Annotated in this window: 17 protein-coding genes; 12 read left to right on the top strand and 5 right to left on the bottom strand. The window is 64.0% G+C overall.

The window, feature by feature from the left end:
* Nucleotides 1-72: 72 nt before the first annotated feature.
* The gene (urtA, locus tag XF30_RS08670; protein ID WP_035998103.1) at nt 73-1,395 is read right to left on the bottom strand and encodes an urea ABC transporter substrate-binding protein; all 1,323 of its coding nucleotides are present in this window, start codon (nt 1,393-1,395) and stop codon (nt 73-75) included.
* A 480-nt stretch (nt 1,396-1,875) separates the two neighbouring features.
* On the opposite strand from urtA, the gene XF30_RS08665 reads away from it, so the two are divergent.
* The 3 genes from XF30_RS08665 (at nt 1,876) to XF30_RS08655 (ending at nt 4,241) form a co-directional block, all read left to right on the top strand.
* Nucleotides 1,876-3,459, top strand: coding sequence for a DEAD/DEAH box helicase (locus XF30_RS08665; RefSeq protein WP_109142430.1), 1,584 nt, complete (start codon nt 1,876-1,878; stop codon nt 3,457-3,459).
* 23 nt (nt 3,460-3,482) lie between these two features.
* Nucleotides 3,483-3,770: a translation initiation factor IF-1 gene (infA, locus tag XF30_RS08660; protein ID WP_035998101.1), complete on the top strand. Its 288-nt coding sequence runs from the start codon at nt 3,483-3,485 to the stop codon at nt 3,768-3,770.
* 258 nt (nt 3,771-4,028) lie between these two features.
* Nucleotides 4,029-4,241, top strand: coding sequence for a cold-shock protein (locus XF30_RS08655; protein ID WP_035998097.1), 213 nt, complete (start codon nt 4,029-4,031; stop codon nt 4,239-4,241).
* 93 nt (nt 4,242-4,334) lie between these two features.
* Here the strand turns inward: XF30_RS08655 and XF30_RS08650 are convergent, their stop codons facing one another.
* From XF30_RS08650 to XF30_RS08635, 4 genes are all read right to left on the bottom strand, one after another.
* Nucleotides 4,335-4,949: a TadE/TadG family type IV pilus assembly protein gene (locus tag XF30_RS08650; protein ID WP_036021636.1), complete on the bottom strand. Its 615-nt coding sequence runs from the start codon at nt 4,947-4,949 to the stop codon at nt 4,335-4,337.
* Between the two features lie 23 nt (nt 4,950-4,972).
* Nucleotides 4,973-5,554 carry a TadE/TadG family type IV pilus assembly protein gene (locus XF30_RS08645; RefSeq protein WP_036021610.1) on the bottom strand — a complete coding sequence of 194 codons (582 nt, stop codon included), beginning with the start codon at nt 5,552-5,554 and terminating at the stop codon, nt 4,973-4,975.
* Between the two features lie 205 nt (nt 5,555-5,759).
* Nucleotides 5,760-6,263, bottom strand: a complete 504-nt coding sequence (locus XF30_RS08640) for a pilus assembly protein N-terminal domain-containing protein (RefSeq protein WP_057028157.1) — start codon at nt 6,261-6,263, stop codon at nt 5,760-5,762.
* A 251-nt stretch (nt 6,264-6,514) separates the two neighbouring features.
* Nucleotides 6,515-7,342, bottom strand: coding sequence for a sterol desaturase family protein (locus XF30_RS08635; RefSeq protein ID WP_036036840.1), 828 nt, complete (start codon nt 7,340-7,342; stop codon nt 6,515-6,517).
* A gap of 272 nt (nt 7,343-7,614) precedes the next feature.
* Here XF30_RS08635 and XF30_RS08630 point away from each other — a divergent pair, with 272 nt between their 5' ends.
* The 9 genes from XF30_RS08630 to XF30_RS08595 all read left to right on the top strand — a co-directional run bounded on the left by XF30_RS08630 (nt 7,615) and on the right by XF30_RS08595 (nt 15,563).
* Nucleotides 7,615-7,779: a Flp family type IVb pilin gene (locus XF30_RS08630; protein WP_025033956.1), complete on the top strand. Its 165-nt coding sequence runs from the start codon at nt 7,615-7,617 to the stop codon at nt 7,777-7,779.
* 77 nt (nt 7,780-7,856) lie between these two features.
* Nucleotides 7,857-7,997 carry a hypothetical protein gene (locus tag XF30_RS38425; protein ID WP_162130831.1) on the top strand — a complete coding sequence of 47 codons (141 nt, stop codon included), beginning with the start codon at nt 7,857-7,859 and terminating at the stop codon, nt 7,995-7,997.
* A 121-nt stretch (nt 7,998-8,118) separates the two neighbouring features.
* A complete protein-coding gene (locus tag XF30_RS08625; RefSeq protein ID WP_036021607.1) occupies nt 8,119-8,643 on the top strand; it encodes an A24 family peptidase in 525 nt (174 codons plus the stop codon).
* Nucleotides 8,644-8,772: 129 nt separating this feature from the next.
* Nucleotides 8,773-9,570, top strand: a complete 798-nt coding sequence (cpaB, locus tag XF30_RS08620) for a Flp pilus assembly protein CpaB (RefSeq protein ID WP_035998075.1) — start codon at nt 8,773-8,775, stop codon at nt 9,568-9,570.
* Nucleotides 9,567-11,057 carry a type II and III secretion system protein family protein gene (locus XF30_RS08615; protein WP_109142429.1) on the top strand — a complete coding sequence of 497 codons (1,491 nt, stop codon included), beginning with the start codon at nt 9,567-9,569 and terminating at the stop codon, nt 11,055-11,057. Before cpaB ends, XF30_RS08615 begins: the two co-directional genes overlap by 4 nt.
* 21 nt (nt 11,058-11,078) lie before the next feature.
* Nucleotides 11,079-11,813 (top strand): CpaD family pilus assembly protein, encoded by a 735-nt coding sequence (locus XF30_RS08610; protein WP_035998073.1) that lies wholly within the window; start codon nt 11,079-11,081, stop codon nt 11,811-11,813.
* Nucleotides 11,810-13,078 carry a CpaE/TadZ family protein gene (locus XF30_RS08605; RefSeq protein WP_035998070.1) on the top strand — a complete coding sequence of 423 codons (1,269 nt, stop codon included), beginning with the start codon at nt 11,810-11,812 and terminating at the stop codon, nt 13,076-13,078. The genes XF30_RS08610 and XF30_RS08605 overlap by 4 nt, the downstream gene beginning before the upstream one ends.
* 21 nt (nt 13,079-13,099) lie before the next feature.
* Nucleotides 13,100-14,569 carry a TadA family conjugal transfer-associated ATPase gene (locus XF30_RS08600; protein WP_036036829.1) on the top strand — a complete coding sequence of 490 codons (1,470 nt, stop codon included), beginning with the start codon at nt 13,100-13,102 and terminating at the stop codon, nt 14,567-14,569.
* 16 nt (nt 14,570-14,585) lie between these two features.
* Entirely contained in the window at nt 14,586-15,563 is a 978-nt protein-coding gene (locus XF30_RS08595) for a type II secretion system F family protein (protein WP_057028159.1), read from the top strand.

Here is a 15,563-nt window from a genome sequence, read left to right as displayed (position 1 = left end):
CGGCAGAAATGAGTGGAGAAGGCGGCGGGATCGCCGCCCTCTCCGGTCTTGCAATGGAGCGTCAGATCGGGATCAGGAGCCCGAGCCGAGGCACTTGTTGGACTTGGTGTTGAAGTTGCCGCACTTCTTGCCGACCCAGTCGCCGATCAGGTCCTTGGAGCCGTCGAGCTCCTTCGACCAGGCGTCACCGGGGACGAGGCTCGGGGTTTTCCAAACCACGTCGAACTGGCCGTTGCCCTTGATCTCGCCGATGAACACCGGCTTGGTGATATGGTGGTTCGGGAGCATCTTGGAGGTGCCGCCGGTCAGGTTCTTGGCTTCGATGCCCGGGAGAGCGTCGATGACCTTGTCGGGATCGGTCGACTTCACCTTCTCGACCGCCTTGACCCACATGTCGAAGCCGATCACGTGCGCTTCCATCGGATCGTTGGTCACGCGCTTCGGATTCTTGGTGTAGGCCTGCCACGCCTTGATGAACTTCTCGTTCTCCGGCGACTTGATCGACTGGAAGTAGTTCCAGGCGGCGAGGTGGCCGACCAGCGGCTTGGTGTCGATGCCGGCGAGCTCTTCCTCACCCACCGAGAACGCCACCACCGGGATGTCCTTGGCCTTGATGCCCTGGTTGCCGAGCTCCTTGTAGAAGGGAACGTTGGCGTCGCCGTTGATGGTCGAGACCACCGCGGTCTTCTTGCCGGCCGAGCCGAACTTCTTGATGTCGGCCACGATCGTCTGCCAGTCGGAATGACCGAACGGCGTGTAGTTGATCATGATGTCTTCCTGGGCGACACCCTTGGACTTCAGATAGGCCTCCAGGATCTTGTTGGTGGTGCGCGGATAGACGTAGTCGGTTCCCGCGAGCACCCAGCGCTTCACCTTCTCGTCCTTCATGAGGTAGTCGACGGCAGGGATCGCCTGCTGGTTCGGCGCAGCCCCCGTGTAGAACACGTTACGCTCGCTCTCCTCACCCTCGTATTGCACGGGGTAGAACAGGATGCTGTTGAGCTCCTTGAACACCGGGAGCACCGACTTACGCGACACCGAGGTCCAGCAGCCGAACACGACCGAGACCTTGTTCTTGGTGATCAGCTCGCGCGCCTTCTCGGCGAACAGCGGCCAGTTCGATGCGGGATCGACGACGACGGCCTCCAGCTTCTTGCCGAGCACGCCGCCCTTCTTGTTCTGCTCGTCGATCAGGAAGAGGATGGTGTCCTTCAGCGTGGTTTCGCTGATTGCCATCGTGCCGGACAGGGAGTGGAGTACACCCACCTTGATGGTGTCGTCGGCGGCCTTTGCGCCAGTCAATGAAGCCAGACCGAGCATCAGTCCGGCGGTCGCAGCGAGCACGCCGCGGCGGCTAAATGACGCCGCTATATCGTGAGTGGATTTGTTAAACATGAGTGCCTCATCTCCCTGACGCAGACGTGAAAAACGCTGCGAAACGGCCCCACGGCCGCCTGCGGTTAACGGAATCGCAAGAACCATGCCATGGGCTGGACACCCATCAACTTATTGAATTTGCAAAACTAATTGCCAGAAATCGAAGTTTCTCCGCAGACTTGCAGCCTAAATCATAGGCAACATAAATGTATGCGAAAGCGGCAGTCAGACTACTTTCTAAGCAAATCGCTAATGCTGGCTAAATTTCTGGCAGCAGTATTTTTGCACCGCACCCGCTGTTTTGGAGGCAAGTGCCTTGAAAGCGCCCCCTCGATGTTCCATATGAGCGTCCGAGACCTCTTGCGAATCAAGGGGTCGTAGCGAGCCGCGTGTTCTTAAGCCCTCTACGGGCCTCTGGCTTGCCCCATATCATCCAAGCCATCCGACACCCCAAACACGCAGGTGTCTTCTCGACACCCTTTTGCGCGCGCCGCGCTGATGCGCCGGGCGTTCGCTTTTGACATGGAAAGAACCCCTCTTTTGACTTCGTTTCAGGACTTCGGCCTCGCCGAACCCATCGCGCGCGCTCTTCGTGAAGAGAATTACGTCACCCCCACTCCGATCCAGGCCCAAACCATCCCGCTGGCATTGACCGGCCGCGACGTCGTCGGCATCGCCCAGACCGGTACCGGCAAGACCGCGTCCTTCGCGCTGCCGATCCTGCATCGTCTGCTCGAGAACCGCATCAAGCCGCAGCCCAAGACCGCCCGCGTGCTGGTGCTGTCGCCGACCCGCGAGCTGTCCGGGCAGATCCTCGACAGCTTCAACGCCTACGGCCGCCACATCCGCCTGTCCTCGACGCTCGCGATCGGCGGCGTGCCGATGGGCCGCCAGGTCCGTGCGCTGATGCAGGGCGTCGACGTGCTGGTCGCCACCCCCGGCCGCCTGCTCGACCTCGTGCAGAGCAACGGCTTGAAGCTTTCAAGCGTCGAGTTCCTCGTGCTCGACGAAGCCGACCGCATGCTCGACATGGGCTTCATCAACGACATCCGCAAAATCGTCGCCAAGCTGCCGATCAAGCGGCAGACCCTGTTCTTCTCGGCCACCATGCCGAAGGACATCGCCGAGCTCGCCGATTCCATGTTGCGCGACCCCGCCCGTGTCGCGGTGACCCCGGTGTCCTCGACCGCCGAGCGGATCAACCAGCGCATCCTGCAGGTCGACTTCGCGGCCAAGCCGGCCTTCCTGACCAAGCTGCTGCAGGACGAGGCGATCAACCGCGCGCTGGTCTTCACCCGCACCAAGCACGGCGCCGACAAGGTGGTGAAGACGCTGGCCAAGGCCGGGATCGCCGCCAACGCCATCCACGGCAACAAGTCGCAGAACCATCGCGAGCGCACGCTGGCCCAGTTCCGCTCGGGAGAGATCCGCACCCTGGTCGCCACCGACATCGCCGCTCGCGGCATCGACGTCGACGGCATCAGTCACGTCATCAACTTCGACCTGCCGAACGTGCCGGAGACCTACGTCCACCGCATCGGCCGCACCGCGCGCGCAGGAGCCGACGGCACCGCAATCTCGCTGGTCGCGGGCGGCGAGGAGCTCGGCTATCTGCGCGACATCGAGCGGCTGATTCGCGTCGCCCTGCCGCGGGAGGACCACCGCACCGACGCCGGCCGCCGCGATGCTGGTCCCGCCCCGTCGCAGCAACGACAGGGCCGGCCGGGCGGTCGTCCGGGCCAGCGCCCGCAAGGCGCACGCCACGGTGACGGACGTCGCGCCGACGAACGGCATGCCGACGGGCGCCACCATAGTGCCGGTAAGCAAGGCGACGGCAGGCACGGTGAAGGCCGGCACGCCGAGGCGAGGCATGCCGACGGACGGCCCGGCAGTGGCCCGAATGCTTCCAAGGGTTCTCGCCGCCGCCGCTCCGGTGGTAAGATGCATTCATCGCCTGTCGACCGTCCGGAACAGCGTTCCGCGCATAGCGCCGGGACCCCTGATGGGATACAAGGCGTTGCCTTTTTGCGCCGCCAGAGTCGGCCAAACAGCCAACCGAACCGCAAACCCTATTCGCACTAGCCGTCCACGACCTGGAGATATCAATGGCTAAGGAAGAGCTGATCCAGTTCGAAGGACTGGTCACCGAAATCCTCCCCGATGCCCGCTACCGCGTGCAGCTCGACGCCGGACACGAGATCGTTGCCTATACCGCCGGCAAGATGAAGAAGAACCGCATCAAGACGCTCGCGGGCGACCGCGTGACGGTGGAGATGTCGCCCTATGACCTCGAGAAGGGCCGGCTGATTTTCCGCCACAAGGACGAACGTCCCAGCACGCCGGGCGGACCGCCCCGTCCCGGACAGCGCGGCGGCCAATTCCGCCGCCGCTAGTCGGCTGCGGCGCGGGTTCGAATTCCGATCTGTAGATTGATCCGCCGTTGACATCGGCGGATCAAAAAATCGTGCGCGTCCGGATTGTTTCGAACCGTTGCTTCCGATAAAATGAATTAATCGATTTTCGGCCGGACGACATTGGCATCCACCGGTACAGCCGGTTCAGACACGCTGACGACCCTTCCAGAAATTCGATCCTAACCCTGCCCGCGCGAGCGGGCTCCGACATAGTGTTATCTGAGAGGGACTACCCCCGTGAGCATGGGAACCGTGAAGTGGTTTAACGCAACCAAGGGCTATGGCTTCATTCAGCCCGACGATGGCGGCCAGGACGTGTTCGTTCACATCAGCGCCGTGGAGCGCGCCGGCCTCGGCTCGCTCCGCGAGGGCCAGAAGATCTCCTACGAGATCGTGGCCGACCGCCGTTCCGGCAAGTCGGCGGCGGACAACCTGCGCGCTGCGGGCTGAGCCCGCCGGGCGCCGGCCCGATCAGCGAGCCAAAGCACAAAGGCCGTGCGCAACGCACGGCCTTTTTTTCATGTCACGGGCGGCTGACAGATCTCAACACGTCGACGGCACGTTGTTGTAGGGCACGCAGGTGACCTGACGCGGCCGCGTGTAGGAGAGATCGCTCAGGGTTACGCTCGACTTCAACACGTAGCCGATGGTGGGCGTGTAAGTGTAGTTGGCTTCGCTCAGGATGAGATAGCTCGACGGAATCAAGAGTGCCGGGGGAATCATCGTGGTGACCGTGTCGCCGGCGTTCCGAGCCGAGGTCGCAAGCGTGGCTTGCGTCGCGCCGCTCGCAATCGTGCCGGCCCTGCTCCACTGGACCTTGGCGATGCTGTTGGCGTCGATGTAGATCTGGGAGATCGTGCCCTTCACGAGCGCAGCGTCGTAAGGCATGACGACGGAGATGCTTGCCGTGAACGTATCCTTCATGCTGGCATCGTTGAGCGTGGTCGACTGCGAGGTCAAATCGGACAATGTCCGCGCGATCAACGTGATTTTGCGGTCGATCGCCACGGCGGACGAAAATTCGACAGTGCCGAAGAACATCACCAGCATCAGCGGTACGATGATCGCGAATTCGGTCGCCGCCAGCGCGCGCTTGTCGGCGACGAAGCCGCGCACGGAGCCGCGTGCATTCCTCCAGATGTTCGCAATCGCCCGCATCGGTCCGCCCAGATCCATCTGCCTCAGAAGGGTTCGTTCTTGAACGCCACCGTCGCCACCATCAGCCGCTTGTTGCTGCATCCCGCGTTGTAGCCGAGGCCGGTGACGATGAGCGGCCATTGATAGAACAGGCGCACCACGACGACCTGACCGGAGCTTCCGGCACTGTACTGCATCCCGGAGGGATTGAAGGTGCAGGAATTGCCGAAATTGGTGAGGCTGAGCGTCCCGAACGAGCTGGTGCTGACGACGTCGACGTACAGCTTGCTGCAATCGAACAGCGCCGGAATCTTGCTGCAGACGAAGGTCTTGAACGTCGTCTGATCGCATGCAGCGACTGTGTTGGGCGCGGACTGGCAGGCCGCCACCGAGCCGCCCTGCGCCTGAGCCTGGCCGGTTAGAATCGCGCGCGCGGAGTCCTGCGCGATGGTCTCGAGCACCTGGCTGGAGAAGAACATGAGCGCCGTCTCGAGGATCGCGAACAGCAGCGCGAAGAACATCGGTGCGACCAGCGCAAATTCGACGGCCGCGGAGCCGCGGCGGTTGCCGCGAAACCGGAGCAGCGCTTTCCGGAGCGTGAACCTCGTAGGTGCAGGCGATGGCATCTCGTCAAATTCCCCAGCGGCCGGCGATCATCTGCCCGTTCAATAGCGGAAACTGATTGTCTAAGTGTTTCAGACGATCCGCTTCCGGCGGACCGCGCCGTTAACACCGCGTTAACCAGCGCCCGCAAGCGGGAGGAAGCACGGCATGCAACGAGGTGCCGCCCTCGAATCGAGCGGCTTGGCGGGATCGAGGCCCACCCGTCAGCTAGTTTGGCTTGGCAGCCGCGCCGGCACCCGCACCTCCGCTGGCGCTGCTGCTCAGCGTACCGGCCTGGCTCATCGCGTTGTTGAAATAGGTGTCGCTGTCGCCGAGCGTCACGCGGCGCTGGCAAAGCGGCACGCAACTGTAGGACTCCCGCTCGACCCCGCGATAGACGGTGACGAGCCGGTCGCTCGGACCTTCGACCTGGATCTGGCGGTCCACCAGAATCTCGCCGCCGCGGTCGAGCGCGATGAAGTTGGTGGCCCCGTAGCCCTTTCCGGTCACGACGATCATGCCGCCGGGCTGGAGCGTGACGTCGGCGATCAGGGGATTGCCGACCACGATGGTCGCCACCTTGCCGGGCAGCCGCACCAGCTTGGCCTGGTCGACATTGACGGCGATGGTATCGGCGACTGGCTCGGCAAGGCCGGCGGCCGGCGAGGCCAGCACCGCAGCGGCAACCAGTACACAGACGCGCACATGACGGCGCAGCATTTCTTTACGCATACTCTTACCCCCGGGACGTCACAGACCGGCAGAAGCGACCGAATACAGCGGAGCCGGTGCCCGACCCGGCTAACCTGCCTTTAATTCGTGAACGTTCCGCAAACTCGCCGCGTATTGTTTGAACGGACGGACATTTGCGGGGCCCGCCCCCTAAAGCGCGATGAGTTTTGGATGAATCGTCATCGCGCTTTAGGTTGTTGTTTACGCATGATCTTTCCGGAAAACTGCTTCGCACTTTTTCGGATTATGCTTTAGTGCCGGAACGGATAGGCGAGCTGGCCCCCGATCTCCTTGGGCATGGCCGCTTCGTCCTTGCCGTAATCCTGTGGCAGCCTGCCCTCCGGCATGCGGAAGGTGCCGAACAGCACGTCCCAGATCGGGAACGTTCCGGCAAAATTGGTGTCGCCGCCCTCTTCGAGCGAGGTGTGGTGCCAGCGATGGAAGACCGGCGTCGCCAGCACGTATTTGAACGGTCCGAAAGTCCAGTTCAGGTTGGCGTGCACAAAGGCCGAGTGGAAGGTGGTGAACGGGCCGACCCAGACCATGACGTTCGGGGAGATGCCTGCCATCAGCAGCACGACGTCGACGCTGATCGTCCCGAGCAAGAGATTGACCGGATGGAAGCGCGCCGCGGAGATCCAGCCGATCTCCTCCGACGAATGATGGATGGCGTGATATTTCCAGAAGCCGCCGTCGTGGAAAAGCCGATGCAGCCAGTACAGCATGAAATCGGACAGCACCAGGAACAGCACGGCCTGCAGCCACAGCGGCAGCTGCGCCAGCGGACCGTGGCCATTGTCGTAAAAGGCGATGAGCTCGTCGGCGTCGTGGATGTTGAAGACGACGCTGGCGCCGACAACCAGCAGCCCGATCCGCATGGTGCGGGCGAACACCGGAACGAAGAACCAGTAGCAGATGTCGGTGACGATCTCCCGCTTGCGCCACCACGGCGCGCCGGGATTGCAGGCCCAGAAATGCTCCAGCACGGTGAAGACCGCCGCGAGCACCAAGGTGACCGGGATCACCTTGACGATGGTCTCGCCGAGCATCAAGGCGACTTGCATGGGCAGGCTCGACATCGTCGCCTCTCTCCGCGAATTCCGCTGTAGCTCAAGGCCTACTCCGCGAAATTTAAGGGAGGGTGAAGCACGCGCCGCGTTGGCGGCGCATCCGGAACCGCAACGAATTTGCAGGTGCCGTCTTAAGGCGAAATTCACTCTGGGCAAAAGCATCGCGCCGGACGTGGGATTACCCGGTCGAATTAACTCTCCCGAAAGAGCTCGGCTCTCATGGTCGTCGCGTCAACGACAGCGCCGAACGAGGCGGTCCCCACCCAGACGGAGTTTTGTTCATGAAGAACTTGATTGCGCGTTTCGCGAAGGATGAATCCGGCGCCACCGCCATCGAATACGGCCTGATCGCCGCCGGCATCGCGCTGGCCATCATCACCGTCGTCAACAATCTCGGCACCACGCTGAACGCCAAGTTCAGCTCGATCAGCACCTCGCTGAAGTAAGCGGGTCCACGAACGACGGCAAAAGCCCCGGACCTCCGGGGCGTTTGTTTTTCTGAAGACGGCGAGTTCCAGTGGCGTTGCACGAGTTCAGAACCGATGCCGCGGTCGCGGCGCACGAGGCGGAAGCGGCGCAGGCCGGCTCGTCGGTCTATTGGATCTGCCTTGCGCTGCTGGTTGCGACGGTCGCGCTCGCCGCACGTATTGCCAGCTTCTGGTGAAAGCGCGTTCGTCGGCCGAGGCCCGGCGCGCCCGTGCCTCCGTTGTCGGTTTGTTTAGCATCGCGCGCTAGCATCGCCCGAAGCAGCTCCCGCGACAAACCCAGGCCTCAAGACGCAGCCCATGATTCTCGACCTTGCGCGCCTTCTGCTCTTCCCGGCCCTGATGGCGTTCGCCGCCGCGAGCGATCTCTTCACGATGACGATCTCGAACCGCGTATCGCTGGCGCTGGTGGCGGGCTTCTTCGCGCTCGCCCTCGCCGGGGGCATGGCACCTTACGAGATGCTGAGTCATGTCGGCGCCGGTGCGCTCGTTCTGGTCGTGGCCTTCACCTGCTTCGCCATGGGCTGGGTGGGCGGCGGCGACGCCAAGGTCGCTGCCTCCGTCGCGCTCTGGTTCGGCTTCCCACATCTGATGAACTTCCTGCTCTACGCCTCGCTGTTCGGCGGCGCGCTGACGCTGCTCCTGCTGCAGTTCCGGCAATGGCCGCTGCCTTACGGGCTGGCAGGACAGGCCTGGCTCGCACGGCTGCACGCCAAGGAGAGCGGCATTCCCTACGGCATCGCGCTCGCGCTGAGCGCGCTGATGGTCTACCCGGAGACCGAATGGGTGAAGGCGATCGACCTCGCTCGCCTCGCGCTGCGCTGAACGCTCCGGGTAAACCCGGCGTTAAGGCGATTTAGATACGCCTCATTAACCATGCTTTGACGAATAGCTGGTCAACTGCCGATCACGGCGGCGGCAGCGTCGCGGCGTATTGTTGGAAAGTTGAAGCGTATGAATAGGGCACGCATTGTCGTCCTGACGGTCGCCATCTGCGCCGGCGGCGTCGCCGCGTACCTGGCGAGCGGCTCCGACAATTCTGCGCCGCCTCCGGTTCCGGTCGCACAGCTGCCGACCGTCGACGTCCTCGTGGCCAAGAACGACATCGGCCTCGGCCAGACCGTGAAGCCCGAAGACGTGCAATGGCAGACCTGGCCGACCGCGACCGCCAGCGCCACCTTCATCCGACGCAACGAGCGCCCCGACGGTGCGACCCAGGTGACCGGCTCGATCGCGCGCGCGCCCTTCATCCAGGGTGAGCCGATCCGCGACCAGAAGCTGGTCAAGGCCGAAGGTTCCGGCTTCATGGCGGCAATCCTGCCCACCGGCATGCGGGCGATCTCGACCGAGATCTCGCCGGAGACCGGCGCGGGCGGCTTCATCCTGCCCAACGACCGCGTCGACGTCCTGCTCACCCGCCGGCTCAAGAACCCGGATCAGAGCAGCGGCGCTCCCGACATCGTCACCTCCGAGATCATCCTGGCCAATATCCGGGTCCTGGCCATCGACCAGGCACCCAAGGAGAAGGACGGGCAGAACGCGGTGATCGGCAAGACCGTCACCCTCGAGCTCAATCCCGCGCAGACCGCAACGCTCTCCGCGGCGCGCCAGAGCGGCACGCTGTCGCTGGCGCTGCGCAGCATCGTCGACGTCAAGATGAGCGAGATCACGCTCGATGACTCCGCGCAGAAGCGCGACGGTGTCTCGATCATTCGCTACGGCATTCCAAGTCAGGCGGCTAAGGCACGATGAAGACAGTCGACATCAAATACAGGGCAGATTCGGCGACGATGCGGACCTCACTGGTCCGCGCCCTGTCGTTTTCGGCCGCCCTCGCGCTGGCGCTCAGCCCGACGATCGCCCCGGCAGTCGCCGCCGATTACCGCCCTGTGCCGCAGGCCGCGGCGGACGGCCAGATCAACGCGCGTTTCCTCTCGCTCGGCATCGGCAAGTCGGTCGTGATCGACCTGCCGCGCGACATCAAGGACGTGCTGGTCGCCGATCCCAAGATCGCCAATGCGGTGGTCCGCTCCGCACAGCGCGCCTATATCATCGGCGCCGCGGTCGGCCAGACCAATATCGTGTTCTTCGATTCCGCCGGGCAGCAGATTGCGGCCTACGACATCGCGGTGAAGCGCGACCTCAACGGCGTGCGGGCCGCACTGAAGCAGGTTCTGCCCAACTCAGACATCCAGATCGACGGCCTGGGCGACGGTATCGTCCTGTCCGGCACGGCCGCCAACCCTATGGAGGCGCAACAGGCCAACGAGCTCGCTGCGCGCCTGGCCGGCGGCGTCGACAAGGTGGTGAACTCGATCGTGGTGCGCGGCCGCGACCAAGTCATGCTCAAGGTGACCGTTGCCGAAGTCGCGCGCACGATCGTCAAGCAGCTCGGTATCGACCTCACCGCCAACCTCAACTACGGCACATCGGTGGTGAGCTTCAGCAACTCCAACCCGTTCACGGCCCTCGGCCGTAATCTGGTGGATGGCAACAATCTCACTGCGAGTTTCGGCGCGACGCCTTCGGTGCAGGCGACCCTGCGTGCGATGGAGAGCGCGGGCGTGATCAGGACGCTGGCCGAGCCGAACCTGACCGCGATCTCCGGAGAGTCCGCCACCTTTCTCGCCGGCGGCGAATTTCCGGTGCCCGCAGGTTATTCGTGCGATCCCGTCACGCGCGTCTGTACCACTCAGATCAGCTTCAAGAAGTTCGGCATCTCACTCAACTTTACGCCTGTGGTCCTGAGCGAAGGCAAGATCAGCTTGCGGGTGATGACCGAGGTCTCCGAACTGTCCAATGAGAATGCGATCACGCTGTCGCAGGCGGTGACCTCGAACACGGTCAACTCGCTGACGGTACCCTCAATCAAGACACGCCGCGCAGAGACTTCGCTGGAAATTCCGTCCGGCGGCGCGATGGCGATGGCCGGCCTGATCCAGCAGCAGACCAAGCAAGCTGTCAACGGAATGCCGGGGCTGATGCAGCTCCCGATCCTCGGCACGCTGTTCCGCAGCCGCGACTTCGTCAACAATGCAACCGAGTTGGTCGTGATCGTGACGCCCTATGTGGTCCGCGCGGTGGCGCCGAAAGACCTGTCGCGGCCGGATGACGGCTTCGCCCCGCCTGCGGATCCGCAGGCGCAGCTGATCGGCAATATCAACCGGATCTACGGCGTGCCGGGCCGGACCGAAGCGGCCAAGAACTACCGCGGCACCTACGGCTTCATTACCGACTGAGGCGGAACGGGGAAATTCACGATGATCACGAGACCACCCCAGCTTCGCAAGCGCGCCATCAGCCTCGGTGGCGCGCTCATCGGCCTCGCGCTCGCGGTCGGGGGCTGCCAGCACGACGAAGTCCTCACGGCGTCCATTCCCGACGACTACAAGCAGCGCCATCCGATCGCGGTCGAGGAGCAGAATCGCTCGATCGTCGTCTTCGTGGGTCATGCCCGCGGCGGATTAACCGCGGCCCAACGCGCTGACGTGATGGGCGTGGCATCGGCGTGGTTGCAAGAAGGCACCGGCGCGATTCGCATCGACGTGCCTTCCAATACGCCCAATGCTCGCCCGGTCGCCGATACGATGCGTGAGATCCAGGCGATGCTGGCGGCGGCAGGCGTTCCGCCGCGCGGCGTCAGCCTTCACCCCTACCAGCCGCAAGACAAGCGCTTCCTCCCCCCGATCCGGCTCACCTATTCCAGGATTGCCGCAGTCGCCGGTCCCTGCGGCCTGTGGCCGGAAGACATCGGGCCCTCGATGAAGAACAAGCGCTGGTTCGAGAACAAGGACTACTACAATTACGGCTGCGCTTATCAGCGCAACCTCGCGGCCATGGTCGACAATCCGTCGGATCTTGAGCAGCCGCGGCCCGAAACTCCGTCATACACGCCGCGGCGCATCACCGGGTTCGAGAAGTATCGCAAGGGAACGACGACGGCGACCACCTATCCCGAGGCCGACAGGGCCAAACTCAGCGACACCGGCAAATGATCAGTTACGCGCGCCAGACACACGAAGAGCAGCCGGCAGCAGCTCCTCCGCCGGTCGAGGAGCATATTGCGCCCGCGCCGCGCGTCTCGGTTCAGGCCTTCTGCGAAACCGTGGAGACGGCCGCCGCGGTGCAGTCGGCCGGCGAGGATCGCCGTCTCGGCAAGGCTCACCTGAAGATCCAGATGGGCGGCATGGCGGCCGCGATCGAAGCCTACCGCTCGGCTCCCACGCCGAACGTGATCGTGCTCGAGAGCGACGGTCGCAACGACCTGCTGGGCGGACTCGACCAGCTCGCCACCGTCTGCGATGCCGGCACCCGCGTGGTGGTGATCGGCCGCATCAACGACGTCACGCTCTATCGCGAGCTGGTGCGCCGCGGCGTCAGCGATTACGTGCTAGCGCCGGTCGGCGCGATCGACGTCGTACGCTCGATCTGCAACCTGTTCTCGGCCCCCGAAGCCAAGGCAGTCGGCCGCATCATCGCCGTGGTCGGAGCCAAGGGTGGCGTCGGGGCTTCGACAATCTCGCACAACGTCGCGTGGGCGATCGCGCGAGACCTCGCGATGGACGCCGTCGTCGCCGATCTCGACCTCGCCTTCGGCACGGCCGGGCTCGACTACAACCAGGATCCGCCGCAGGGTATCGCCGACGCCGTGTTCTCGCCTGACCGCGTCGACACCGCGTTCATCGACCGCCTGCTGTCAAAATGCACCGACCATCTCAGCCTGCTGGCGGCGCCTGCGACGCTCGACCGGGTTTATGATTTCGGCACTGACGCTTTCGATGCCGTATTCGACACGCTGCGCTCCACCATGCCCTGCATCGTGCTCGACGTTCCGCATCAATGGTCGGGCTGGACCAAGCGGGCCTTGATCGGGGCGGACGACATCCTGATCGTGGCCGCGCCCGACCTCGCCAATCTGCGCAATACCAAGAACCTGTTCGATCTGTTGAAGGCCGCGCGCCCCAACGACCGGCCGCCGCTCTACTGCCTGAACCAGGTCGGCGTGCCGAAACGGCCCGAGATCGCCGCCGCGGAGTTCGCCAAGGCAATCGAGAGCCAGCCGGTCGTCTCGATCCCGTTCGAACCGCAGATCTTCGGCTCGGCGGCCAACAACGGCCAGATGATCGCGGAGATCTCCGCCAACCACAAGTCGATCGAGATGTTCCTGCAGATCGCCCAGCGCCTGACCGGCCGCAGCGAGACCAAGAAGCAAAAGTCGTCCCTGCTTTCACCTCTGATTGAGAAGTTGCGGGGAAGATAAGCCGCCGCATGGAGTTGTTAAGTGTTCGGTAAGCGTAGCGGAACAGACACCGACCTTCGGGCGCCCAAGCCCGGCGCCGTGTCGCTCGAGCCTGCCCCGGCTCAGGCGCCGACGGTGTCGCGCGCTCCGCCTCCGCCGGCCGTCGCCTCGCCGCCGCTTGCGCCCGCCAAGGCTCCGCCGCCTCCGACCATGGAGAGCCGGCGTTCGGACAATTATTACGAGGTCAAGGCGACCATCTTCGGCGCGCTGATCGAGGCCATCGACCTCGCCCAGCTCGCCAAGCTCGATTCGGAGTCCGCGCGCGAGGAAATCCGCGACATCGTCAACGAGATCATCGCGATCAAGAACATCGTGATGTCGATCGCCGAGCAGGAGGAGCTGCTCGACGACATCTGCAACGACGTCCTCGGTTACGGCCCGCTCGAGCCGCTATTGTCGCGCGACGACATCGCCGACATCATGGTCAATGGCGCCAACACCGTCTACATTGAGGTCGGCGGCAAGATCCAGCGTACCGGCATCCGCTTCCGCGACAACCAGCAGCTTCTCAATATCTGCCAGCGCATCGTCAGCCAGGTCGGCCGGCGCGTCGACGAATCCTCGCCGATCTGCGACGCGCGCCTCGCCGACGGCTCCCGTGTCAACGCCATCGTGCCGCCGCTGTCGATCGACGGCCCCGCGCTCACCATCCGCAAATTCAAGAAAGACAAGCTGACGCTGGATCAGCTCGTCAAGTTCGGCGCGATCACGCCGGAAGGCGCCGAGATCCTTCAGATCATCGGCCGCGTCCGCTGCAACGTGCTGATTTCCGGCGGTACCGGCTCGGGCAAGACGACCCTGCTCAACTGCCTCACCAACTACATCGAGCACGACGAGCGCGTCATCACTTGCGAGGACGCCGCCGAGCTCCAGCTGCAGCAGCCTCACGTGGTGCGGCTGGAAACCCGTCCGCCCAACATCGAGGGCGAGGGCCAGGTCACGATGCGCGAATTGGTGCGCAACTGCCTGCGTATGCGTCCCGAACGCATCATCGTCGGCGAGGTCCGCGGACCCGAAGCCTTCGACCTGCTGCAGGCCATGAACACCGGCCATGACGGCTCGATGGGCACGCTGCACGCCAACAACCCGCGCGAGGCGCTGTCGCGCTGCGAATCCATGATCACGATGGGCGGCTTTTCCCTTCCGTCGCGAACAATTCGCGAGATGATCTGCGCCTCGATCGACGTCATCATCCAGGCCGCGCGCCTGCGCGACGGCTCCCGCCGCATCACCCACATCACCGAGGTGATGGGCATGGAAGGCGACACCATCATCACCCAGGACATCTTCCTCTACGACATGGTCGGCGAGGACGCCAACGGCAAAATCATCGGCCGGCACCGCTCAACCGGCATCGGCCGTCCGAAGTTCTGGGAACGCGCCCGTTATTACGGCGAGGAGAAGCGCCTCGCCGCGGCGCTCGACGCGGCGGAAGTCGCGCCGAAGACGTGAGCAGATTGGCAGCGCCATGAACATGCAGGTCCTCGCCCTCGCCTTCCTCGCCACCGCAGCAGTGGGTGGCATCGCCTGGGTATTCCTCTATCCGGTGCTGTCTGGGGAGCGAAAGGCGGAAAGCCGCCGTGCCTCGGTCGCGCGCGCCGAAGCGCCCACGGCCCGGCAGGCCGAGAAAACCCAGCGCTCTCGCCGCGAGCAGGTCGAGTCCACGCTGAAGGACCTCGAGGCGCGGCGCGCCCAGGAGAAGAGCGCTCCGCTCAGCGTCCGCCTGTCGCAGGCCGGGCTCGACTGGACGCCGCAGAAGTTCTGGACCGTGTCCGCCGTGGTGGCCGGCGTTTTTTTCGCGGCCGCTATGTTCGCGGGCGGCGGCCTGATCGGCGCCGCCGGTCTTGCCTTTGCCGGCGGCTTCGGCCTGCCGCGCTGGGCACTCGGCTTCCTCAAGAAGCGTCGCGAAACCAAGTTCCTGGCTGCACTGCCCGACGCGGTCGACGTGATCGTCCGCGGCATCAAGGCAGGCCTGCCCTTGTTCGAGTCGATCAAGGTCGTAGCCGCCGATTCGCCCGAGCCGCTGCGCAGCGAGTTTCTGGCCATCATCGAGACGCAGGCGATCGGCATGCCGCTGGGCGAGGCCTGCGCGCGGCTTTACGAGCGCATGCCACTGCCGGAAGCCAATTTCTTCGGGATCGTGGTGTCGATCCAGCAGAAATCGGGCGGCAACCTCTCCGAAGCGCTCGGTAACCTCTCCAAGGTGCTGCGCGACCGCAAGAAGATGAAGGAAAAGATCCAGGCGATGTCGATGGAAGCCAAGGCCTCGGCCGGCATCATCGGCTCGCTGCCGCCGATCGTGATGTTCCTGGTCTATCTCACGACGCCGCAATACATCTCGGTGCTTTGGACTCATCCCACCGGCCAGCTGATGCTGGTCGGCTGCGTCGTCTGGATGTCGATCGGCATCCTGGTGATGAAGAAGATGATCAACTTCGATTTCTGA

Source organism: Bradyrhizobium sp. SUTN9-2 (assembly GCF_003122645.1).
In the GTDB taxonomy this organism is placed as follows: domain Bacteria; phylum Pseudomonadota; class Alphaproteobacteria; order Rhizobiales; family Xanthobacteraceae; genus Bradyrhizobium; species Bradyrhizobium yuanmingense.
Note: the sequence above shows the minus strand (reverse complement) of the source record. Positions and strands in the feature narration are given on the sequence as shown.